This window comes from Streptomyces sp. NBC_01233 (assembly GCF_035989305.1).
In the GTDB taxonomy this organism is placed as follows: Bacteria; Actinomycetota; Actinomycetes; order Streptomycetales; family Streptomycetaceae; genus Streptomyces.
Map to the genome: position 1 here is coordinate 2,543,603 of NZ_CP108514.1, position 19,898 is coordinate 2,563,500.

Consider the following 19,898-nt stretch of genomic DNA (forward strand, 5'->3'; position numbering starts at 1 on the left):
GTATGCGCGGCGGTGCGGCGGGCTGGGTGGTGGGGTCGGTCAGGGGTGGTCGACGAGCGGGAGCAGGTCGCCTGCGGGTCGGGGGCGGGTGTGCTCGCGTTGTTCGAGGCCGAAGGTGGTGAAGGCGGTTCGCGCGGGCTGGGGGTAGGGGTCCTTGCCGGTGAGGGTGTTCAGGATGGCGGCGCTGCGCCAGGCGGCGAGGCCGAGGTCGGGGGCTCCGACTCCGTGGGTGTGGCGTTCGCCGTTCTGGACGAAGATGCTGCCGGTGACGGCGGGGTCGAGGATCATCCGGTAGCGGTCGTCGATGCGGGGGCGTCCGGCGGAGTCCTTGCGCAGGTAGGGGTCGAGGCCTGCGAGGAGGCCGCTGTGGGGGCGTTCCTGGTAGCCGGTGGCGAGGATGACGGCGTCGGTGGTGAGGCGGGAGCGGGTGCCCTGCTCGACGTGTTCGAGGTGGAGTTCGACTTTGGCGGTGGCGACGCGGCCGGCGGTGCGGACGCTGACGCCGGGGGTGAGGACGGCGTCGGGCCAGCCGCCGTGGAGGGTGCGGCGGTAGAGCTCCGCGTGGATGGCGGCGATGGTGTCGGCGTCGATGCCCTTGTGGAGTTGCCATTGGGCGGGGACGAGCTGGTTGCGTACGGGTTCGGGGAGGGAGTGGAAGTAGCGGGTGTAGTCGGGGGTGAAGTGTTCGAGGCCGAGCTTCGAGTACTCCATGGGGGCGAAGGAGGGGGTCCGGGCGAGCCAGGTGAGGCGTTCGCGGCCGGCGGGGCGGGCGCGGAGGAGGTCGAGGAAGACTTCGGCGCCGGACTGGCCCGATCCGATGACGGTGACGTGGTCGGCGCCGAGGATGCGCTGGCGGTTGTCGAGGTAGTCGGCGGAGTGGATGACGGGGACGGTGGGGGCTTCGGCGAGGGGGCGCAGGGGTTCGGGGATGTAGGGGGCGGTGCCGATGCCGAGGGTGAGGTGGCGGGTGTAGGTGCGGCCGAGGGCTTCGGCTTCGCCGCCGGCGTCGAGCTGGGTGAAGTCGACTTCGAAGAGGTCGCGTTCGGGGTTCCAGCGGACGGCGTCGACCTGGTGGCCGAAGTGGAGTCCGGGGACGCGGCCGGCGACCCAGCGGCAGTAGGCGTCGTATTCGGCGCGGTGGATGTGGAACTGCTCGGCGAAGTAGAAGGGGAAGAGCCGTTCCTTGTGCTTGAGGTAGCTGAGGAAGCTCCAGGGGCTGGTGGGGTCGGCGAGGGTGACGAGGTCGGCGAGGAACGGGACTTGGAGGGTGGCGCCTTCGATGAGGAGTCCCGGGTGCCAGCGGAAGTCGCGGCGCTGGTCGTAGAAGGCGGTGGCGAGTTCGCCCGCGCCTTGTTGCGGCAGGCCGTGGGCGAGGGCCGCGAGGGACAGGTTGAAGGGGCCGATGCCGATTCCGACGAGGTCGTGGGGGGCATCGAGCTGGGCGGTCATCGGTGGGTGCTGCCTTCCAGGAGGGCGATGAGGGTGTCCAGGTCCCCCGCGGTGGTGTGCGGGTTCAGCAGGGTGGCTTTGAGCCACAGGCGGCCGTCGGCGTGGGTGCGGCCGAGGACGGCGCGGCCTTCGTGCAGGAGGGTGCGGCGCAGGGTGGCGAGCTGGTCGTCGTCGGCGTGGGTGGGCCGGAAGAGGACGGTGCTGATGGTGGGGGCCGAGTGGAGTTCGAAGCCGGGGTGGGCGTCGAGGAGTGCGGCGAGGTCCTGGGCGAGTTCGCAGGTGCGGTCGATGAGGCGGGCGAGGCCGTCGCGGCCCAGTGAGCGCAGGGTGGTGGCGATCTTGAGGGCGTCGGGGCGCCGGGTGGTGCGCAGGGAGCGGCCGAGGAGGTCGGGGAGGCCGGCTTCGGTGTCGTCGGTGGCGTTGAGGTAGTCGGCCTGGTGGGCGAGGGGGGCGAGCAGGGCTGTGTCCGGCACGGCGAGGAGTCCTGCGGCGACGGGCTGCCAGCCGAGTTTGTGCAGGTCGATGGTGAGGGAGTGGGCGCGGCCGAGTCCGGCGAGTTTGTCGCGGTGGCGGGGGCTGAGGGCGAGGAGGCCGCCGTACGCGGCGTCGATGTGGAGGTCGGCGTCGTACCGGTCGCAGAGGTCGGCGATGGGGTGGAGGGGGTCGACGAGTCCGGCGTCGGTGGTGCCGGCGGTGGCGGTGACGAGGGTGGGGCCGGGTGCGGCGGCGAGGGCTTGGGCGAGGCGGGCGGGGTCGAGGACGCCGGCGGGGGTGGGGAGTTCGGTGGCCGGGGGGAGGCCGAGGAGCCAGGCGGCGCGCGGGACGGAGTGGTGGGCGTTGGCTCCGTGCAGGACGGTCAGGGCGGGGCCGTGGCGTTCGCGGGCGAGGAGCAGGGCGAGCTGGTTGGCTTCGGTGCCGCCGGTGGTGACGAGGGCGTCGGCGTGGGGGGTGTCGTAGAACTCGGCGGCGAGGGTGCGGGTGAGGAGGGCTTCGACGGCGGAGGCGGCGGGCGCCTGGTCCCAGGAGTCGAGGGAGGGGTTGAGGGCGCTGGCGGCGAGGTCGGCGGCGGCCGCGACGGCGAGCGGGGGGCAGTGCAGGTGGGCCGCGCAGAGGGGGTCGGCGGGGTCGGCGGCGCCTGCGGCGAGGGTGTGGACGAGGGTGCGGAGCGCCTCGTGGTCGCCGGTTCCGTGTGCGGGGAGTACGTCGCCGAGTGCGGCCCGGACGCGGGCGGCCTGGGCGCTCGGGCCGCCGGCGGGCAGTGGCCCGCCGCGGTCCCGGGCTCCGGCGGCCAGGGCTTCGAGGACGGTGTCGAGGAGGGGCCGCAGGGCCGCGGGGCCGTTGGCTCCGCCGGCGAGCGGGGGCGGTGTGCCTGTGCCTGTGCCGGGCGGCGCGGTCATCGGGTCCTCCGGGGCTGGGAGGGGTGCGGGGCGGGGCACCCTGCCAGTACAACGATCAGACCCGAATGGGGTAACCGCCAGGGTTTGTCCGGAGTTTCCGGTCGGTGTGCCGCTGCCTGCCGGGACCCGTGCCTCAATCGCCGCCGGGGCTCAAAGAACCGGGGCTCCGCCCCGGACCCCGCTCCTCGAACGCCGGAGGGGCTGGATCTTTCAGCCCCGCCGGCGCTTGGGGCGCGGGGGTCTCCCGGACGGGGTCTGGGGGGGGAGGGTGCAGAGCGGATCCACCCGGCCCAGGAGGGCCGGGTGGGCGCCGGCGCCCTAGGACCCGCACAGGGGTGGGTGAGGCTGGTCAGGCGGTGCGGACGCGGAGGGCGCGGGCGAGGTCGTCGAGCTGGTCCACGAGTTTGCGGCGCAGGAGCGGGAGGATGTCCGGGTCGGCGAGGCAGGCGTGGCCGGCCTGGAGGTTGGCCTCGTCGATGGCGTAGGCGGGGAAGGCGTAGCGGCCGGCTGCTTCGCCGATGGCGGGGCCGCGGCGGGCGCCGAGGGCGACGGCCTCGGGGTAGTAGCGGGTGACGTACTCCGCGACCAGGTCGGCCTGTTCGGGCTGCCAGAAGCCCTGGGCGGTGGCGCTGAACAGGTAGTTGGACAGGCTGTCGTCGTGGAAGAGCCGGTCCCAGGCGGCGGCCTTGGCCTGCGCCGTGGGGAGTGCGGCGCGGCAGCGGGCGGCGCCTTCCTGGCCGGTGGCGCTGGGGTCGGCGGCGAGGGCGGCGTCGATGTCGCTCTCCTCGACGGCGCCGAGGACGGCGAGGCGGGCGAGGATGCGCCAGCGCAGCTCGGGGTCGAGTGCGGGGCCGCCGGGGACGGTGCCGTCGGCGAGCCAGGCGGCGATGGTGTCGGGCTGGGTGGCGCTGTCGATGAGGACGCGTACGGCGCTGAGCCGCATGCCGGGCTCGGAGCCGTCCTCGGTGCGCCGCAGCAGGTCGCGGGCGGTGGTGGTGAGGGTGGCCAGGGCGTCGGTCCGGTCTTCGGGGGCGACGTAGCGCACGGCGACCTGGGTGCGGGCGAAGGAGAGGACGCCCTGGACGATGGCCAGGTCGTGTTCCTCGGGCAGGTGCGCTTCGGCGGTCAGCAGGTAGTCCTGCGGGGCCAGTTCGCCGTCGCGGACCATGTCGCGCAGGGCGTTCCAGACGACGGCGCGGGTGAGGGCGTCGGGGATGGCGCACAGGCCGCGCAGGACCGTTTCGAGGGAGGTCTCGTCGAGCCGGACCTTGGCGTAGGTGAGGTCTCCGTCGTTGAGGAGGAGCAGCGCGGGGCGGGGGCCGCTCACCGAGACGACCTCGTCGGAGGGGATGTCGAGGGCGAGGTGTTCGCGGGGTTCCAGGGTGCGGCCGTCGGCGGGGGCGCGGTCGTAGATGCCGACGGCGATGTGGTGCGGGCGGCTGCCGTGGCGGTCGACGGTCAGGGTCCAGCCGGCGGCTCCGTCGGCGCCGTGGGGGGCTTCCTCGATGCGCGGGACGAGGGTGTCGATGCCGGTGGTGCGCAGCCAGATGTCGGCCCAGGCGCGGACGTCGCGTTCGGTGTGGGCGGCGAGGGAGTCGATGAAGTCGGCGAGGGAGGCGTTGGCGAACTTGTGGCGGGCGAAGTGGGTGTTGATGCCGGCCAGGAAGTCCTTCTCGCCGAGCCATGCGACGAGCTGGCGCAGGGCGGAGGCGCCCTTGGCGTAGGAGATGCCGTCGAAGTTGAGGAGGGCGGAGGCGGTGTCGGGGACGTCGTCGGGGGCGGGGGCGACGGGGTGGGTGGAGGGCCGCTGGTCGGCGTCGTAGCCCCAGGGCTTGCGGGTGACGCCGAAGTCGGTCCAGGTGTCGGTGAAGCGGGTGGCTTCGGTGAGGGTCTGGTAGCCCATGTACTCGGCGAAGGACTCGTTGAGCCAGATGTCGTCGAACCAGGCGAGGGTGACGAGGTCGCCGAACCACATGTGGGCCATCTCGTGGGCGATGACCATGGCCCGGGACTGGCGTTCGGTGTCGGTGACGGCGGAGCGGTAGATGAACTCGTCGCGGAAGGTGACGAGTCCGGGGTTCTCCATGGCGCCGGCGTTGAACTCGGGTACGAAGGCCTGGTCGTAGGAGTCGAAGGGGTAGGGCTCGGTGAACTTCTCCTGGTACCGGTCGAAGCAGTCCTTGGTGATGGAGAGGATTTCCTCGGCGTCGGCGTCCATGTGGGGTGCGAGGGACTGGCGGCAGTGGATGCCGAAGGGCAGTCCGGCGTGTTCGGTCGTCACGCTGTGCCAGGGGCCGGCGGCGACGGCGGCGAGGTAGGTGGAGATGAGGGGCGTCGGGGCGGAGGTCCAGATGCCGGCGCCGGCGCCGGACGGATGTCCCGTGCGGTCGCCGGTGCGGGTGGTGATGCCGTTGGCGAGGACGGTCCAGTGGGCGGGGGCGGTGACGGTGAACTCGAAGACGGCCTTGAGGTCGGGCTGGTCGAAGGCCGGGAAGACGCGCTGGACGTCGTCCATGAACATCTGGCTGTAGACGTACGTTTCCCCGTCCGCGGGGTCGGTGAAGCGGTGCAGGCCCTCGCCGGTGCGGGAGTAGCGCATGCGCGTGTCGAGCTGCAGCTCGTGGGGGCCCTGGGTGAGGCCGGTGAGCGGGAGGCGGTTGTCGTCGAGGGCGGCCGGGTCGAGGGGGCGCCCGTCGAGGGTGACGGAGCGCAGCTCCACCGGCTTCAGCTCGACGAAGGTGTCTCCGGCGGTGCGGGCGGCGAACCGGATGACGGTGGTCGAGTCGAAGGTTTCGCCGTCGTCGCCGGTGAGGTCGAGGGTGACGGCGTAGTGGTGGACGTCGAGGAGCCGGGCTCGGAGCTGCGCTTCGTTGCGCGTCAGTGCGGACATGGGGCCATGCTGCCCCAGCGGGCGACGGAGCTCGATCTTCCGTTTCCCTCTTCCGCTGCGCGGCGACTGCTCCGGTCCGCGGCTCCCGAGCGGCTACTCCTCGCCCGCGGCGATCGTCTCGTGGTGGCGGATGACCTCGGCGATGATGAAGTTGAGGAGCTTCTCGGCGAAGGCGGGGTCGAGTTTGGCGTTCTCGGCGAGCTGGCGCAGCCGGGCGATCTGGCTGGCCTCGCGGCCCGGGTCGGCGGGCGGCAGCTGGTGCCGGGCCTTGAGGTGGCCGACCTGCTGGGTGCACTTGAAGCGTTCGGCGAGCATGTGGACCACGGCCGCGTCGATGTTGTCGATGCTGTCCCGCAGGCGGGCGAGTTCGGCGGTGACGCTCTCGTCGATGCCGCCGGCGGCGCCCTTGCCGGTGCCCGCGCCCGGGCCCGCGCCGTTGTCGAGGTCGCTGATGTTCATGGTTCCCGAGAATACGTGGCGGCGGCCGGTGAGTCTCCGGGCAGTCGGCCTGTGAGACGGGGGCGGGCCTCGGGGCGGGGCGCGGGCGTCCGGGCGGTGCTTCGGGCTGTGCTTCGGGGGGCTTGGGGGGTGCTTTTTTTGGGGGGTGCTTCGGGCCGTGCTTCGGGGGTGGCTTCGGCCGTCGGCATTCCCGGGCGCCGCATACTTGCCAAGATGGAAAGTACTCGTCATATTGGAAATTGACCGATGGGATGTTCATCCGTGTTCGAACGAGGGGGAAGCATGAACGAGGCGACGGTGGCGGCGGCCGGGGCGTTGGGCCGGGCGGCCGGAATGGAGAAGGCGGCCCGGGCGCGGAGCGGCTGGTACGCGCGCTACCTGTGGGCGTTCGCCGCCGGGCAGCTGGTGCTCGTACCGATGGCCGTGCTGAGGCGCGGTCCGGTCGCGGTGACGGTGATGGCGGTGATCAACGTGCTGCTCGTCAGCGGGCTCAGCGTGTACGCGGCGCGGCAGCGCGTCGTGCGCCGGGGCTTCGGAGTGAAGCACGGGCTGCTGATCGGGTCCTGGGCGACGGTCTTCGCCCTGATGGTCCTCCTCGGCACCACGGTGTTCGGCCGCAGCGTGCCGTTCGCGGCGGGGGCCGCGCTGGCGTGTGCGCTGCCGCTCGCGCTCGGCGCGTGGACCGAGATGCGGGGTGCGGCATGACGGGCGGGGAGACCACGGGCGCAGCGGGGGCTGAGGGCCCGGCCGGGACGGCGGAGGCGAAGCGGGCCGGTCATCCGCGGCACGACCTGGCGCCGCTGCTCAACGCGCCCGTACGGCTCTCGGTGGTGGCGGCGCTGGTTCCGCTGGACAAGGCCGAGTTCGGTTTCGTACGGGACCTGGTGGAGGTCACGGACTCGGCGCTGTCCAAGCAGGTCGCGGCGCTGGAGGAGGCGGGCTGGGTGGCGGTCCGCAAGGGCCGCGTGGGGCGCCGACCGCGCACCTGGCTCTCGCTGACCCCCGAGGGCCGGACCGTGTACGAGCGCCACTTGGCCGCGCTGCGGGCGATCGCACTGGGCTAGACCGTGCCGGGGGCTGCGCCGCTCATGCGGAGCCGGGGGGCCGGGCCGGACGCGCGCCGGGGCCGGGGCCGGGGCGTGCACAGGGCGGCCGGAGGCCCTGGTCGGGGCGGCTCGGGCTGCTGGGGGTGCGGCGTCACGCCGTGGTGGCGGCCAGGCCGCTTTCCCAGGCCCAGGCGGCGATTTCGACGCGGTTGCGGGCGTCGAGTTTCGCCTGGACGTTGGCCAGGTGGGTTTTGACGGTGGACAGGGAGACGAAGAGTTCCGCGGCGATCTCGGCGTTGGTCAGACCGCGCGCGAGGCAGCGGACGACCTCGCGTCCGCGTTCCGTCAGGGGTTCGGCGGGGCGGCGGGCCTGGGAGGCCGGGGTCCGCGGGTCATTTCGCGCAGCAGCCGCACCGTGATGGCGGGCGAGACGAGGGAGTCGCCGACGGCTGCCGCGCGGACCGCCTCAACCAGCATGGCCGGGCTGGCGTCCTTCAGGAGGAAGCCGGATGCTCCGCCGTGGAGCGCCGCGTGGACGTACTCGTCGAGGTCGAAGGTGGTGACGATGACGATGTGTGGGGTGTCGCTGCCGGACAGGCGCCGGGTGACTTCGAGGCCGTCCGTCTTCGGCATGCGGATGTCGAGGAGGAGGACGTCGGGGCGGTGCTCGGCCACGGCGGCGAGGGCCGCCTCGCCGTCGACGACGTCGGCGACGACCTCGATGTCCGGCCGGCTTTCGAGGATCATCCGGAATCCGGTTCTGACCATGTCCTGGTCGTCCGCGATGACCACCCTGATCGCCCTGCGCCACCTGCCCCGCTCTCGCCCGCCGCTGCCGCCTCCGGTCGCTTCCCATGGGGCCGGTGCGCGCGTCGGCCCGCAACCGCACGGCGGACCGCCGGGTGGCTCGTGCGGTGCTCCAGCCGACCCTGCGGACGGGCCGGCCGGGGCGCCTCGCCCTTCCGGCCGGTTCGCGGCGTTCGTGCCCGGCCGGAAGGACGAGGGGGTGCTACATGCTCGCCGCGGCGCTCTTGATCGCGGCGGCGAAGGTGGAGACCTCGGTGTAGACGCCGGGGTAGTCGGGGCGGGCGCAGCCTTCGCCCCAGCTGACTATCCCGACCTGGATCCAGGCGTTGTTGTTGTCGCGGCGGAACATCGGGCCGCCGGAGTCGCCCTGGCAGGTGTCGACGCCGCCCTGGTCGAAGCCGGCGCAGATCTCCTCGGCCGGGATGAGGGAGCTGCCGTACGAGGCCTGGCAGCTGGCGTCGGAGACGAACGGGACGTTGGCCTTCATGAGGTAGCGCTGCTGGCCGCCGCCCTCGCGGGTGGCGCCCCAGCCCGCGACGGTGAAGGTGCCGTTGTCGTACTGCTTGGTCTCGGCGATCTTGAGGGTGGGCAGGTTGATGGGCTTGGCGAGCTTGATCAGGGCCCAGTCCTTGCCGCTGCCGTTGTAGCCGGGGGCGCGCAGGACCTTGGTGGACTTGACCTTGATGGCGCTGGAGCTGTTGAGGTCGACGACTCCGGCGGTTGCGGTGATGGAGGTGTTGTTGCCGGAGCCGCTCACACAGTGGGCGGCGGTGAGGACGATCTGCTGGGTGTAGAGGGCGCCGCCGCAGCCCATCGAGAGGCGCACCATGAAGGGGAACTCGCCCTGGGCGGCGCGCGTGCCGCCGACGACGGGGGCCGTGCCGGCGGAGGCCGAGCCGGGCTGGAGGCTGACGGCCGCGAGGGCGACCGCTCCGACTGCGAGGCTGCGCTTCATGAACTGCACAAGGGTGGTCACAGTCAACACACTGCCTTTCGTGGGGGGTTGGGCCGTGCGTGCCATTGGGTGAATGACGGGTCCATGACACATCAGAGGTGCGGGCGCCATCAAGAACGCATTTTCGGCCAGTCATCCGTTCGAGCGACAGGGATTGCGGCGGAGGGGGCGCGGTGACGCAGAAGGGCGGGCCGGGCGGGCCGATCGAGCACGGATTTCCACATCTGGCGACGGTGCGGGCCTCGATCACCGCGCTCTTCCGGCGGTTGTCGGCCGACGGCATCCGCGCTTACGACACGAGCTTCGCGCCCGCCGACGCCGCCTTCGACGCCGCCGACGACCTGCACCTGGGTGCGCAGCGGGTGGCCTCGGCGATGGTGCGCGCGCTCCGGCTGCCCGATGCGCGCGTGGTGGTCGCCTTCCGGCCGATGGAGCAGGCGGCCACCGTGGAACCGGCCGCGGGCCCCGAGTACTTCGTCGAGGTCAGTGACCGCTTCCGCACCCATCGCCGGGACCTGGCGGCGGCCCTGTCCCACGAGGTCGCCCACGTCCTGCTGCACCGGCTGGACCTGCGCTTCCCCGGCACCGAGGAGAACGAGATCCTCACCGACACCGCCGCCGTCTACCTCGGGGCGGGCTGGCTGCTGCTCGACGCCTACCGCGAGGACGCGCTCACCCACCAGAAGTTCGGCTACCTCACCCCGGAGGAGTTCGGCTACGTCCTCGCCAAACGGGCCGCCCTGTTCGGCGAGGACCCCTCCACCCTGTTCACCAGCCCGCAGGCGTATGAGGCGTACGTGCGCGGGCGCGCGCTGGCCGAGCGGGACCACCGCCGGCCCCCGTTGGCGGCCGCGGGCGCGCTGGCGCGGCGGCGGTACGCGAAGGCGCGGCGCACCGGGCCCACCCCGGCGGGCGGATCGGCGGACTCGTCGGCCGACGGGCCGGGGTACCGCTTCGAGCGCGAGGACTCCCACCCCGGACCCGGACTGCGGGTGAGCTTCCCCTGCCCTGTGTGCGGGCAGGGGCTGCGACTGCCGGTGCGCGGGCGACTCCGGGCCCGGTGCGGTCTGTGCCGCACCGTTCTCGACTGCGACACCTAGCAACAGGGGGCATCCGGACGATCTTCATTCACCGGTCGGCCACGAAAAGTTTCTTACCGGCCAGTAGACATGGGGGCGGATCTCGCCAACTCTGGTCGCGTACACGTCAATTCGTGACCGAGGAGCGCCCCCCATGCGCAGCACCCGCCGCACCCGTATGTCCCGTACCGCCGCCGTCGGCGTGGCCGCAGCAGCCACCGTCATGACGCTGGTTCCGGCCACCGCCGCCCAGGCCGCCCCCGCCGCCGCGCCCGCCGCCGTCTCCGTGTCCGCCTCCGCGCCCGGCGGCAACGCCGCGATCCTCGGCATCGACTACGCCACCTGGCAGCGGGACGTGGCCGCCGTCATCGACGCGGCCCGCCCCGGCATCGAGCAGCGCATCGCCGCCTCGCCCGCCGGTGAGAAGCCGGCGCTCGTCCTGGACATCGACAACACCTCGCTGGAGACGGACTTCCACTGGTTCTGGACCTTCCCGACCCCGGCGATCGCCAAGGTCCTGGCCCTGACCCAGTACGCGAACGCCCGCGGGGTCGCCGTCTTCTTCGTCACCGCCCGCCCGGGGATCATCCAGTCCCTCACCGAGCGCAACCTCAAGGCGGTCGGCTACCCCGTCTCGGGGCTCTACGTCCGTGACCTGCCCGACCTGTTCGACGAGGTCAGCGCCTACAAGACGGAGAAGCGCGCGGAGATCGAGGCCCGCGGCTACACGATCATCGCCAACATCGGCAACAGCCCGACCGACCTCGTCGGCGGTCACGCCGAACGCACCGTCAAGCTGCCGGACTACAACGGCAAGCTGTCCTGACCCGAGGGTTCTTCACCAGAGGGTTCTTCACCCGAGGGTTCGAGGGTCGCGGCGACGGCGTTGACCGCCGCCCGGCCGAAGGCCATCGCCGGTCCGATCGTGGCGCCCGGGCCCGGGTAGGTCCCGCCCATCACCGCAGCCGAGCAGTTCCCTCAGGCGTGGAGGCCGGCGATCGGCGCGCCGTCCTCGCGGAGCACCCGGCCGTCCCGTCCGTGACGAGGCCCGGTTTCGGGGGCGGGCGGTGTGGGCGAGCTGTCCGGGCCGGGACGGGTCCGGGCGGCCTCTGCCGCACGGCCCCGGGACCCGGAGCCGGCGGTCTCGGAACAGGCGATGGACAACATGTTGGGCTGACTGCGGTTCAGCGAGTGGATGTAGCGGGTAGTCATATCCCACCGCAGGAAACGAAGACCCGGTCCCGACCCCTCGCCAGGGGGCCGGGCCCGCTTCGTTGTGCCTCCTAGAGCGGCGGCCCGACCGGCTCCACCGTGCCGGAGCAGCGGGCCCGTTCGGCGGCCAGGACGGTCAGGTGGCTGGTGAGTGACTCCTGTGGGCCGGACCTGACCAGACCCGGGTCGCCGGTGGCGACGGCGGCGACGAAGGCGTCCATGAGGCCGGCGTCGCCGCCGCCGTGCCCGCCCGCGGCGTCCATCGGCCCGCCCGCGCCGATGGCGACCTGCTCCTCGGCGCGGGTCAGGAAGTCGTAGACCGTGATGCTGCGGCCGTCGCCCCGCAGTTCGCCGCGGGTTCCGAAGATCCGGGTGTGGCGGTCCGCCCGCTCGGTGAAGGCGGTCATGGTGAAGGTGGCCGTCGCCCCGGAGTCGAACTCCATGGCCACCACCTGGTGGTCGACGACGTCGTTGTCGCACGCGTACACGCACCGCCCGTACGGCCCCTCCCGCAGTGCGGCCTCCAGGGCTCGCGGCGTGAACTCGTCGATCAGCACGCTCAGCGGCCAGCGGTGGCGGCCGTCGGCCAGCCGGTCGCCGTACTCGCGCACGGCGGAGTACGGGCAGTCCGGCTCGACCGCGCAGTCCAGGCAGCGGTCCGCCGCACCCGGCGGCCTGTTCTCGGGCCGGAAGTGGGAGAGCCGGCCGAAGCTGGAGACCCGTACGGGCGGGCGCCCCAGCACGTACTGGAGCCAGTCCAGGTCGTGGCAGGACTTGGCCATCAGCATGGTCGTCGCCTCGTCGGCGCGCCGCCAGTTGCCCCGTACGAACGAGTGGGCCTGGTGCCAGAAGCCGACCGGCTCCAGGTGCTGGACGCTCACGACGTCGCCGATCCGGCCGGAGTCGACGACGTCCTTGAGGGTCCGCGTGTAGGGCGTGTAGCGCAGGACGTGCCCGACGGAGAGGATGACGCCCGCCCGCTCGACGGCGTCGACGATGCGCCGGCACTCGTCCTCCGTGAGGGCCATCGGCTTCTCCAGCATGATGTGGTAGCCGAGCGCGGCGAACGCGAGGACCGGCTCCAGGTGGTCGCGGTCCAGGGTGCAGACGAGCACCGCGTCCGCGATCCGCCCGAGGGCGGCCAGCTCCCGCCAGTCGCCGAGCACGTGGTGGGCGTCGATGCCGTGGGCGGCGGCGAGCCGCTCCCGCCGGGGCGCGCGCGGTTCGGCGACCGCGACCACCCGGGCCCGCTCCGGATGAGCCAGGGCCCATCCGGCGTAGCCGCTCCCCCGGTCCCCCGCCCCGACGACGGCGAGCGTGATGGTGTCGGACATGGGCCCAGCCCCGCTTCCCGGACCGATTGCCGCGCGCAGCAAGCGCTTTCCCCGGAGAAGCTAGCGGCCGCGCGTCCTGCCCGACACCCCCCTTCACCCGTACGTGATCCGCACCGCGGGGCCGAGCGGGAGGGCCTGGCGGGCCAGGACGTGGTCCTCGGCCGGGTCCGTCTCGTCGAGGACCTCGTTGCGGGTCGTCACGACCTCGCCCTCGACGACCCGGCAGCAGCAGGCGCTGCAGGCGCCCTCCCGGCAGGAGTACGGGGCCGGCAGGCCCGCGGCGAGCAGCGCGTCGAGCAGCGGGGTCCCGTCGGGCCGGGGAACGGTGTGCCGGGTCCCGTCGAGTTCCACCTCGGCGGTGGTGCGGGCTTTTGCCCCGGCCGCGGGCGGGCCCGGCGGCGTACGGGGATCGGCCCGGTCGACGCCGCCGCGCGCGTGGGGCCGCGTGTGCGGCCCCGTCGCGCCGGAGGTCTACCGCCGGGTCGGCCCCGGGGCCGAACCCTGCGTGCCGTTCCGGGCGTAGGGGGACTCGGCCCGGGGGGTGCCGGGCCTGGACCAGCCCCGGCCGGGAGGCGCGGGCTCCTGAGCCCGGCCCGTCACGCGCCCGCGCTGGGCGGGGCCGCGACGTTCAGCTGCCAGGAGACGCCGAAGCGGTCGTTCACCCAGCCGAACCGGTGGCTGAATCCGTACGAGCCCAGGGGCATCAGCTCCTGGCCCTGCTCGGCGAGCGCGCCGTAGAGGCGGTCGATCTCGGCCTCGTCCTCGCACTGGACGTACAGCGACACGGCGGGCGTGAAGCCGAACGCGTGCTTGGCCGGGCTGTCGATGCACATGAACTGCTGGCCGGCCAGGGAGAAGGTCGCGTGGCGCACGGTTCCCTCGGGCCCGGCCCCGGGTCCGGTCTCGTCGGGGCCGTAGCGGCTGATGGCGAGCACCTGCGCGTCGTCGAAGAGCGAGACGTAGAAGCCCATGGCTTCCTCGGCCCGCCCCTCGAACATCAGAAACGTGGTGATCTTCTGCGGGGTCGGCGTGACGGCCATCGTCGGTTCGTGTCCCTTCGGCGCTTGTCCCGGAGCAGGAACCTTAGCCTCCGCCCCCGCCGCCGGGACCGGACCGGGACCGCTACCGCGCGCCGTACACCGGCAGCGGAGCCTGCGCCGCGGCGAGGAGTTTCAGCGTGGTCTCGCCCGCCTCCGCGGGGGTCCGGCGGGAGTCCCGGTCGGCCGTGGGGCCCGGCCGCCAGCCCTCCATCACCGTGATCCGGCCGCCCTCCGCCTCGAAGACCCGGCCCGTGACCCCGGCCGAGGCGTCGGAGCCCAGCCACACCACCAGCGGGGACACGTTCTCCGGGGCCATCGCGTCGAAGCCGCCCTCCTCCGGGGCGGCCATGGTCTGCGCGAAGGTCTCCTCCGTCATCCGGGTCCGGGCCGCCGGGGCGATCGCGTTGACCTGGACCCCGTAGCGGCCCATCTCCGCCGCCGCGACCATCGTGAGGCCGAGGATCCCGGCCTTGGCCGCGCTGTAGTTGCCCTGGCCGACCGAGCCCAGCAGCCCGGCGCCCGAGGAGGTGTTGACCACCCGGGCCGCCGTCTGCCGGCCGGCCTTCGCCTCCGCCCGCCACCACGCGGCCGCCGCCCGCAGCGGCAGGAAGTGCCCCTTCAGGTGGACCCGCATGACCGCGTCCCAGTCGTCCTCGTCCAGGTTGACCAGCATCCGGTCCCGCAGGAACCCCGCGTTGTTGACCAGGGTGTCGAGGCGTCCGAACGCGCCGAGCGCCGTCTCCACGAGGGAGGCCGCGCCCTCGGAGGTCGCGATGTCCCCGCCGTGCGCCACCGCCTCCCCGCCCAGTGCCCCGATCTCGGCGACGACCTGCGCCGCCGGGCCGTCCGGCCCCGGCAGCCCGTCCAGCCCCACCCCCAGGTCGTTGACGACGACCCGCGCCCCCTCGGCCGCGAAGGCCAGCGCATGGGCCCGGCCCAGCCCCCGCCCCGCGCCCGTCACGACCACGACCCGGCCCTCGCACAGTCCCGCCATCTCAGCTCTCCTTGTTCACAGTCGCCGCATCCAGAAAGGCCGGGCGCTCCCCGCCCCCGTGCACCAGCAGGCTCGCCCCGCTCACGTACGCCGCCCGGCCGGAGGCCAGGAACACCGCCGCCTCCCCCACGTCCGAGGGCTGCGCCAGCCGCCCGAGCGGGACGGTCGCGGCCACGGCCGCGACCCCGGCCTCGTCCCCGTAGTGCAGGTGCGCCAGCTCGGTCCGCACCATGCCCAGGACCAGCGAGTTCACCCGTACCCCGGGCGCCCATTCCACGGCCATGGACCGGGCCAGGTTCTCCAGGCCGGCCTTCGCGGCCCCGTACGCCGCCGTCCCCGGCGAGGGCCGGGTGCCGCTGACGCTGCCGATCATCACCACCGAGCCGCGGGCCTCCCGCAGCCACGGGTACGCCGCCAGGGAGGCCGTCATCGGCGCCACCAGGTTCAGCTCGACGACCCGCGCGTGGCGTTCCGCCTCGCCCTCCCCCAGCAGCCGGTACGGGGTGCCGCCCGCGTTGTTGACCAGGCAGTCGAGGCGCCCGTACCGCCTCGCGGCCGCGCCGAAGAAGTCCTGCACGGCGGCGGGATCGCGCAGGTCGACGGCGGTGAAGGAGGCCTTCCGGCCGCCCGCCGAGACCGGTTCCTCCGGGGGCCGCCGGGCGCAGACGACGACCTCCGCGCCGGCCGCGAGGAACGACCGGGCGATCCCGGCGCCGACGCCCCGGGTTCCCCCGGTGACGACGACAACCCTCCCGTCGAGCTCCATAGGCTGCTACCTTCCTCGCCTAACAAATGTTTGGTGGAAAGGTAGCTGATCCGCTCATGGGTGTCTCCACCTCCAGCCCGGACAAGGGCATCGCACTCGTCACAGTCGACTTCCCGCCCGTCAACGCGCTGCCCGTGCAGGGCTGGTACGACCTCGCCGACACCGTCCGCGGCGCAGGCCGCGACCCCGAGGTCCGCTGCGTCGTCCTCGCCGCCGAGGGCCGCGGCTTCAATGCCGGGGTCGACATCAAGGAGATGCAGCGCGACACCGGGCACACCGCCCTCATCGGCGCCAACCGGGGCTGCTACGAGGCCTTCGCCGCCGTCTACGAGTGCGAGGTGCCGGTCGTCGCGGCCGTGAACGGCTTCTGCCTGGGCGGCGGCATAGGCCTCGTCGGCAACGCCGACGCGATCGTCGCCTCCGACGACGCCACCTTCGGCCTCCCCGAGCTCGACCGGGGCGCCCTCGGCGCCGCCACCCACCTGGCCCGGCTGGTCCCGCAGCACCTGATGCGCGCGCTGTACTACACCTCGCGCACCGCAACCGCCGCCGAACTCCAGGCGCACGGCTCGGTCTGGAAGGTGGTCCCGCGCGCCGAACTGCGCTCCGCCGCCCTGGAACTGGCCGCCGAGATCGCGCGCAAGGACGGCTACCTGATCCGGCTGGCCAAGGCGGCCATCAACGGGATCGACCCCGTGGACGTGCGCCGCAGCTACCGCTTCGAGCAGGGCTTCACCTTCGAGGCCAACCTCAGCGGAGTGGCCGACCGGGTCCGCGACGCCTTCGGGAAGGGAGAGCGCGCATGACCGACAGGACGGGCAAGGTACTGACCCCCGACGAGGTGGTCGGACAGCTGCGCAGCGGCATGACCATCGGCATCGGCGGCTGGGGATCCCGGCGCAAGCCCATGGCCCTGGTGCGGGCGCTGCTCCGCTCCGAGATCGCCGATCTCACCGTGCTCTCGTACGGCGGCCCCGACGTCGGCCTGCTGGCCGCCGCCGGCCGCATCCGCCACCTCGTCGCCCCCTTCGCCACCCTCGACTCCATCCCGCTGGAGCCCCATTTCCGGGCCGCCCGCGAGCGCGCCGCCTTCACCCTCACCGAGCTCGACGAGGCCATGTTCATGTGGGGCCTGCACGCCGCCGCCAACCGGCTCCCCTTCCTCCCCGTCCGCGCCGGCCTCGGCTCCGACGTGATGCGGGTCAACCCCGAGCTGCGCACGGTCACCTCCCCCTACGCCGACGGCGAGGAGCTCGTCGCCGTCCCCGCCCTGCGCATGGACGCCGCCCTGGTCCACCTGAACCGGGCCGACCGCCTCGGCAACGCCCAGTACCTGGGCCCGGACCCCTACTTCGACGACCTCCTCTGCGAGGCCGCCGACGCCGCCTACGTCTCCTGCGAGCAGCTCGTCGAGACCGCCGAGCTCGCCAAGGCCGGCCCCCCGCAGTCCCTGCTCGTCAGCCGCCACTCGGTCACCGGGGTCGTGGAGACCCCGAACGGCGCGCACTTCACCTCCTGCGTCCCCGACTACGGCCGCGACGAGCCCTTCCAGGAGCTCTACGCGACCACCCCCTGGCCCGAGTTCGCCGAGCGCTTCCTCTCCGGGGCGGGCGAGCACGACTACCAGTCCGCCGTACGGACCTGGCACGAGGAGCAGCAGCCGTGACCACCACGCCGACCACCGCGACCGTCACCCGCGCCGAACACTGCGTGATCGCCTGCGCCGAGGCCTGGCGCGACAACGGCGAGGTCCTCGCCAGCCCGATGGGCCTGATCCCCTCCTTCGGGGCCCGGCTCGCGAAGCGGACCTTCTCCCCCGACCTGCTCCTGACCGACGGCGAGGCCCTGCTCGTCGGCCTCGACGGCACGGCCGAGGGCTGGCTCCCGTACCGGCGCCACCTGACCATGGTCACCGGCGGCAGGCGCCACGTGATGATGGGCGCCAGCCAGATCGACCGCTACGGCAACCAGAACATCTCCTGCATCGGCGACTGGGAGCGGCCGGCCCGCCAGCTCCTCGGGGTGCGCGGCGCCCCCGTCAACACCCTGAACAATCCGGTGAGCTACTGGATCCCCAAGCACTCCACCCGGGTCTTCGTCGACCGCGTGGACATGGTCAGCGGGGTCGGCTACGACCGGGCCGAGGCGGCCGGGGTGACCCGTTTCCACCGCCTCCCCCGGGTGGTCAGCGATCTCGGCGTCTTCGATTTCGGCGGCCCCGGCCACGCGATGCGGCTGGTCTCCGTGCACCCCGGGGTCACCGTGGAGGAGGTCCGGGCGGCCACCGGGTTCGAGCTGGCCGCCGCCGAGGAGGTCCCGTACACCCGGGAGCCGACGGCGGACGAGCTGCGGCTGATCCGCGAGGTGATCGACCCCAAGGGGCTGCGCGAGCGCGAAGTGCGGGGCTGATCCGATGGAGACGGCATTCACCAAGCTGGTCGGCGTCGAGCACCCGATCGTGCAGACCGGCATGGGCTGGGTCGCCGGCCCCCGCCTGGTGTCGGGCGCGGCGAACGCGGGGGCGCTGGGGATCCTGGCCTCGGCGACGATGACCGTGGACCAGCTGCGGTCGGCGGTCCGCGAGGTCAGGTCCCGGGTCCCGGAGGGCACTCCCTTCGGGGTCAATCTGCGCGCGGACGCCGGGGACGCGGCCGAGCGCGCCCAGCTGATCATCGACGAGGGGGTACGGGTCGCCTCCTTCGCGCTCGCGCCCTCCAAGGAGCTGATCGGACGGCTCAAGGAGGCGGGTGTGGTCGTCATCCCGTCGATCGGGGCCCGGCGGCACGCCGAGAAGGTCGCGGCCTGGGGCGCCGACGCGGTGATCGTGCAGGGCGGCGAGGGCGGCGGCCACACCGGGGACGTGGCCACGACGGTGCTGCTGCCCCAGGTGGTGGACGCCGTGGACATCCCGGTGGTCGCGGCGGGCGGCTTCAGCGACGGCCGCGGCCTGGTCGCGGCCCTGTCGTACGGGGCCGCGGGCATCGCCATGGGCACCCGTTTCCTGCTGACCTCGGACTCCACCGTCCCGGACGCGGTGAAGGCCGAGTACCTGAAGGCCACCGTCAAGGACGTCACCGTCACCACCGCCGTGGACGGGCTGCCGCACCGGATGCTGCGCACGGCGCTGGTCGACTCCCTGGAGCGGGCGGGCCGCACGCGGGCACTGGCCCGGGCGGTCCGGCACGCGGCCGGCTTCCGGAAGCTGTCCGGTCTGAGCTGGCCGCAGATGGTCCGCGACGGCCTCGCGATGAAACACGGCAAGGACCTGTCCTGGAGCCAGGTCCTGCTCGCCGCGAACACTCCGATGCTCCTCAAGGCGTCCATGGTCGAGGGCCGTACGGACCTCGGCGTCATGGCATCGGGCCAGGTCGCGGGGGTGATCGACGATCTCCCGTCCTGCGCGGAGCTCGTCTCCCGGGTCATGGCCGAGGCACAACAGGCACTCGAAGCACTGCACTCGCTCCGCACCCTGCCACCACCAGGGTGATCCCCCTTCTCCGTCACAGGAGTCGCCCCCATGAGCCGTGCCCGAATCCGCCTGGCGACCGCGGCGGCCGCCGCCGCTCTCGCCATCGGGACCCTGCCCGCCTCCGCGCACGCGGCGGCGGCGCCCGGAGCCGGGGTCAGTGCCCGGCACCACCAGTCCCACCCGCAAGCAGAAACGATCCGTCAGATCCCCCTCCAAGGCGCCGTCAACGTCCGCGACATCGGCGGCTACCGCACCTGGACCGGCGGCACGGTCCGCCAGGGGCTCGTCTACCGCTCCGACGCACTGAGCAAGCTGACCGACGCCGACGTCACCACCGTCTCCGGTCTCGGCCTCACGAAGGTCGTCGATTTCCGCATCCCCATGGAGCTCCAGTACGACGGCGCCGACCGGCTGCCGTCCGGGCTCGCCCCCACCTCCCGCCCGGTCAGCGACCTCGGCCTCTACGGAACCCTCGTCGGCGCGATCGCCAGCGGCGACCCCGTCACACAGGAGCAGATGCTCGGCGGCGGCCGCGCCGAGGCCTACATGCGCGACATCTACCGGACCTTCGTGACCAGCCCCGAGAACCGGGCGCAGTTCGCGGCGACCCTGCGGGAGGTCGCGGACGGCTCCCAGGGGCCGATGCTCTACCACTGCACCTCCGGCAAGGACCGGACCGGCTGGACGAGCTACGTCCTGCTGCGCGCGCTGGCCGTCCCCGAGGACACCGCCGAGCGCGACTACCTGGCGTCGAACACCTTCCGCGCCGCCTACGACGCCCGGGTGCGGGCGGGCCTCAAGCAGTCGGGGCGCATGCAGAACCCCGACCTGCTGATCCCGCTCCAGGAGGTCCGCCAGGACTACCTGGACGCCGCGGCGACCCGGATGGAGGCCGACTACGGCAGCTTCTACGGCTACCTGACGCAGGGCCTCGGCCTGGACCTGCGGACGCTGGCGAAGCTCCAGAACAAGATGGTCCGCTAGCGGAGACGACGACGCCG

19 protein-coding genes and 1 pseudogene are annotated in these 19,898 nt (G+C 73.2%); 9 read left to right on the forward strand and 11 right to left on the reverse strand.

All coding sequences use genetic code 11. The features are described from left to right. Nucleotides 1-39 precede the first annotated feature (39 nt). From OG332_RS11805 to OG332_RS11820, 4 genes are all read right to left on the reverse strand, one after another. Nucleotides 40-1,449, reverse strand: a complete 1,410-nt coding sequence (locus OG332_RS11805; protein ID WP_327413412.1) for a lysine N(6)-hydroxylase/L-ornithine N(5)-oxygenase family protein — start codon at nucleotides 1,447-1,449, stop codon at nucleotides 40-42. Then, nucleotides 1,446-2,846, reverse strand: a complete 1,401-nt coding sequence (locus OG332_RS11810) for a pyridoxal phosphate-dependent decarboxylase family protein (RefSeq protein ID WP_327413413.1) — start codon at nucleotides 2,844-2,846, stop codon at nucleotides 1,446-1,448. Before OG332_RS11810 ends, OG332_RS11805 begins: the two co-directional genes overlap by 4 nt. A 349-nt stretch (nucleotides 2,847-3,195) precedes the next feature. Beyond that, nucleotides 3,196-5,736 (reverse strand): aminopeptidase N, encoded by a 2,541-nt coding sequence (pepN, locus tag OG332_RS11815; RefSeq protein ID WP_327413414.1) that lies wholly within the window; start codon nucleotides 5,734-5,736, stop codon nucleotides 3,196-3,198. A gap of 93 nt (nucleotides 5,737-5,829) precedes the next feature. Continuing rightward, nucleotides 5,830-6,195, reverse strand: a complete 366-nt coding sequence (locus OG332_RS11820; protein ID WP_234323432.1) for a chorismate mutase — start codon at nucleotides 6,193-6,195, stop codon at nucleotides 5,830-5,832. Nucleotides 6,196-6,477: 282 nt separating this feature from the next. Between OG332_RS11820 and OG332_RS11825 the strand changes: the two genes are divergently transcribed. Both OG332_RS11825 and OG332_RS11830 read left to right on the forward strand, forming a co-directional pair. Continuing rightward, nucleotides 6,478-6,900, forward strand: a complete 423-nt coding sequence (locus OG332_RS11825) for a hypothetical protein (protein ID WP_327413415.1) — start codon at nucleotides 6,478-6,480, stop codon at nucleotides 6,898-6,900. Continuing rightward, nucleotides 6,897-7,259: a winged helix-turn-helix domain-containing protein gene (locus OG332_RS11830; RefSeq protein ID WP_327413416.1), complete on the forward strand. Its 363-nt coding sequence runs from the start codon at nucleotides 6,897-6,899 to the stop codon at nucleotides 7,257-7,259. Before OG332_RS11825 ends, OG332_RS11830 begins: the two co-directional genes overlap by 4 nt. 133 nt (nucleotides 7,260-7,392) lie before the next feature. Here OG332_RS11830 and OG332_RS11835 read toward each other — a convergent pair. Together OG332_RS11835 and OG332_RS11840 are read right to left on the reverse strand one after the other, a co-directional pair. Further along, nucleotides 7,393-8,009 (reverse strand): annotated as a pseudogene (locus OG332_RS11835) (response regulator). Nucleotides 8,010-8,250: 241 nt separating this feature from the next. After that, the gene (locus tag OG332_RS11840) at nucleotides 8,251-9,003 is read right to left on the reverse strand and encodes a S1 family peptidase (protein WP_442816345.1); all 753 of its coding nucleotides are present in this window, start codon (nucleotides 9,001-9,003) and stop codon (nucleotides 8,251-8,253) included. 173 nt (nucleotides 9,004-9,176) lie between these two features. Here OG332_RS11840 and OG332_RS11845 point away from each other — a divergent pair, with 173 nt between their 5' ends. Next, nucleotides 9,177-10,103, forward strand: coding sequence for a hypothetical protein (locus tag OG332_RS11845; protein WP_327413418.1), 927 nt, complete (start codon nucleotides 9,177-9,179; stop codon nucleotides 10,101-10,103). 133 nt (nucleotides 10,104-10,236) lie between these two features. Further along, nucleotides 10,237-10,908: an HAD family acid phosphatase gene (locus OG332_RS11850; protein WP_327413419.1), complete on the forward strand. Its 672-nt coding sequence runs from the start codon at nucleotides 10,237-10,239 to the stop codon at nucleotides 10,906-10,908. Nucleotides 10,909-11,365: 457 nt separating this feature from the next. On the opposite strand, the gene OG332_RS11855 is transcribed toward OG332_RS11850, so the two are convergent. The 5 genes from OG332_RS11855 to OG332_RS11875 form a co-directional block, all read right to left on the reverse strand. Continuing rightward, on the reverse strand, nucleotides 11,366-12,628 hold the full coding sequence (locus OG332_RS11855) for a Gfo/Idh/MocA family protein (protein WP_327413420.1): 1,263 nt from the start codon (nucleotides 12,626-12,628) through the stop codon (nucleotides 11,366-11,368). Between the two features lie 93 nt (nucleotides 12,629-12,721). Further along, the gene (locus OG332_RS11860) at nucleotides 12,722-12,979 is read right to left on the reverse strand and encodes a 2Fe-2S iron-sulfur cluster-binding protein (RefSeq protein ID WP_327413421.1); all 258 of its coding nucleotides are present in this window, start codon (nucleotides 12,977-12,979) and stop codon (nucleotides 12,722-12,724) included. Between the two features lie 245 nt (nucleotides 12,980-13,224). Then, nucleotides 13,225-13,668, reverse strand: a complete 444-nt coding sequence (locus OG332_RS11865) for a VOC family protein (protein WP_327413422.1) — start codon at nucleotides 13,666-13,668, stop codon at nucleotides 13,225-13,227. Between the two features lie 82 nt (nucleotides 13,669-13,750). Next, complete coding sequence (locus tag OG332_RS11870) at nucleotides 13,751-14,662, reverse strand: SDR family oxidoreductase (RefSeq protein WP_327413423.1); 912 nt, start codon at nucleotides 14,660-14,662, stop codon at nucleotides 13,751-13,753. Nucleotide 14,663: 1 nt separating this feature from the next. After that, on the reverse strand, nucleotides 14,664-15,428 hold the full coding sequence (locus tag OG332_RS11875) for an SDR family oxidoreductase (protein ID WP_327413424.1): 765 nt from the start codon (nucleotides 15,426-15,428) through the stop codon (nucleotides 14,664-14,666). Between the two features lie 56 nt (nucleotides 15,429-15,484). Between OG332_RS11875 and OG332_RS11880 the strand changes: the two genes are divergently transcribed. The 5 genes from OG332_RS11880 to OG332_RS11900 are packed head-to-tail and all read left to right on the forward strand — an operon-like array spanning nucleotide 15,485 to nucleotide 19,881. Then, a complete protein-coding gene (locus OG332_RS11880; RefSeq protein ID WP_327413425.1) occupies nucleotides 15,485-16,234 on the forward strand; it encodes an enoyl-CoA hydratase family protein in 750 nt (249 codons plus the stop codon). Then, a complete protein-coding gene (locus tag OG332_RS11885; RefSeq protein WP_327413426.1) occupies nucleotides 16,231-17,094 on the forward strand; it encodes a CoA transferase subunit A in 864 nt (287 codons plus the stop codon). The genes OG332_RS11880 and OG332_RS11885 overlap by 4 nt, the downstream gene beginning before the upstream one ends. Continuing rightward, nucleotides 17,091-17,837, forward strand: a complete 747-nt coding sequence (locus OG332_RS11890) for a CoA-transferase subunit beta (protein WP_327413427.1) — start codon at nucleotides 17,091-17,093, stop codon at nucleotides 17,835-17,837. The genes OG332_RS11885 and OG332_RS11890 overlap by 4 nt, the downstream gene beginning before the upstream one ends. 4 nt (nucleotides 17,838-17,841) lie before the next feature. Then, nucleotides 17,842-18,915, forward strand: coding sequence for an NAD(P)H-dependent flavin oxidoreductase (locus OG332_RS11895; protein WP_327413428.1), 1,074 nt, complete (start codon nucleotides 17,842-17,844; stop codon nucleotides 18,913-18,915). A gap of 30 nt (nucleotides 18,916-18,945) precedes the next feature. Beyond that, nucleotides 18,946-19,881, forward strand: coding sequence for a tyrosine-protein phosphatase (locus tag OG332_RS11900; protein ID WP_327413429.1), 936 nt, complete (start codon nucleotides 18,946-18,948; stop codon nucleotides 19,879-19,881). Nucleotides 19,882-19,898 lie beyond the last annotated feature (17 nt).

What these genes read in the sequence shown, in the direction of transcription:
- OG332_RS11805 (WP_327413412.1), bottom strand. Translation starts at nt 1,449, where the DNA reads ATGACCGCCCAGCTCGATGCCCCCCACGACCTCGTCGGAATCGGCATC.
- OG332_RS11810 (WP_327413413.1), bottom strand. Translation starts at nt 2,846, where the DNA reads ATGACCGCGCCGCCCGGCACAGGCACAGGCACACCGCCCCCGCTCGCC.
- pepN (WP_327413414.1), bottom strand. Translation starts at nt 5,736, where the DNA reads ATGTCCGCACTGACGCGCAACGAAGCGCAGCTCCGAGCCCGGCTCCTC.
- OG332_RS11820 (WP_234323432.1), bottom strand. Translation starts at nt 6,195, where the DNA reads ATGAACATCAGCGACCTCGACAACGGCGCGGGCCCGGGCGCGGGCACC.
- OG332_RS11825 (WP_327413415.1), top strand. Translation starts at nt 6,478, where the DNA reads ATGAACGAGGCGACGGTGGCGGCGGCCGGGGCGTTGGGCCGGGCGGCC.
- OG332_RS11830 (WP_327413416.1), top strand. Translation starts at nt 6,897, where the DNA reads ATGACGGGCGGGGAGACCACGGGCGCAGCGGGGGCTGAGGGCCCGGCC.
- OG332_RS11840 (WP_442816345.1), bottom strand. Translation starts at nt 9,003, where the DNA reads ATGAAGCGCAGCCTCGCAGTCGGAGCGGTCGCCCTCGCGGCCGTCAGC.
- OG332_RS11850 (WP_327413419.1), top strand. Translation starts at nt 10,237, where the DNA reads ATGCGCAGCACCCGCCGCACCCGTATGTCCCGTACCGCCGCCGTCGGC.
- OG332_RS11855 (WP_327413420.1), bottom strand. Translation starts at nt 12,628, where the DNA reads ATGTCCGACACCATCACGCTCGCCGTCGTCGGGGCGGGGGACCGGGGG.
- OG332_RS11865 (WP_327413422.1), bottom strand. Translation starts at nt 13,668, where the DNA reads ATGGCCGTCACGCCGACCCCGCAGAAGATCACCACGTTTCTGATGTTC.
- OG332_RS11870 (WP_327413423.1), bottom strand. Translation starts at nt 14,662, where the DNA reads ATGGCGGGACTGTGCGAGGGCCGGGTCGTGGTCGTGACGGGCGCGGGG.
- OG332_RS11875 (WP_327413424.1), bottom strand. Translation starts at nt 15,428, where the DNA reads ATGGAGCTCGACGGGAGGGTTGTCGTCGTCACCGGGGGAACCCGGGGC.
- OG332_RS11880 (WP_327413425.1), top strand. Translation starts at nt 15,485, where the DNA reads ATGGGTGTCTCCACCTCCAGCCCGGACAAGGGCATCGCACTCGTCACA.
- OG332_RS11885 (WP_327413426.1), top strand. Translation starts at nt 16,231, where the DNA reads ATGACCGACAGGACGGGCAAGGTACTGACCCCCGACGAGGTGGTCGGA.
- OG332_RS11895 (WP_327413428.1), top strand. Translation starts at nt 17,842, where the DNA reads ATGGAGACGGCATTCACCAAGCTGGTCGGCGTCGAGCACCCGATCGTG.
- OG332_RS11900 (WP_327413429.1), top strand. Translation starts at nt 18,946, where the DNA reads ATGAGCCGTGCCCGAATCCGCCTGGCGACCGCGGCGGCCGCCGCCGCT.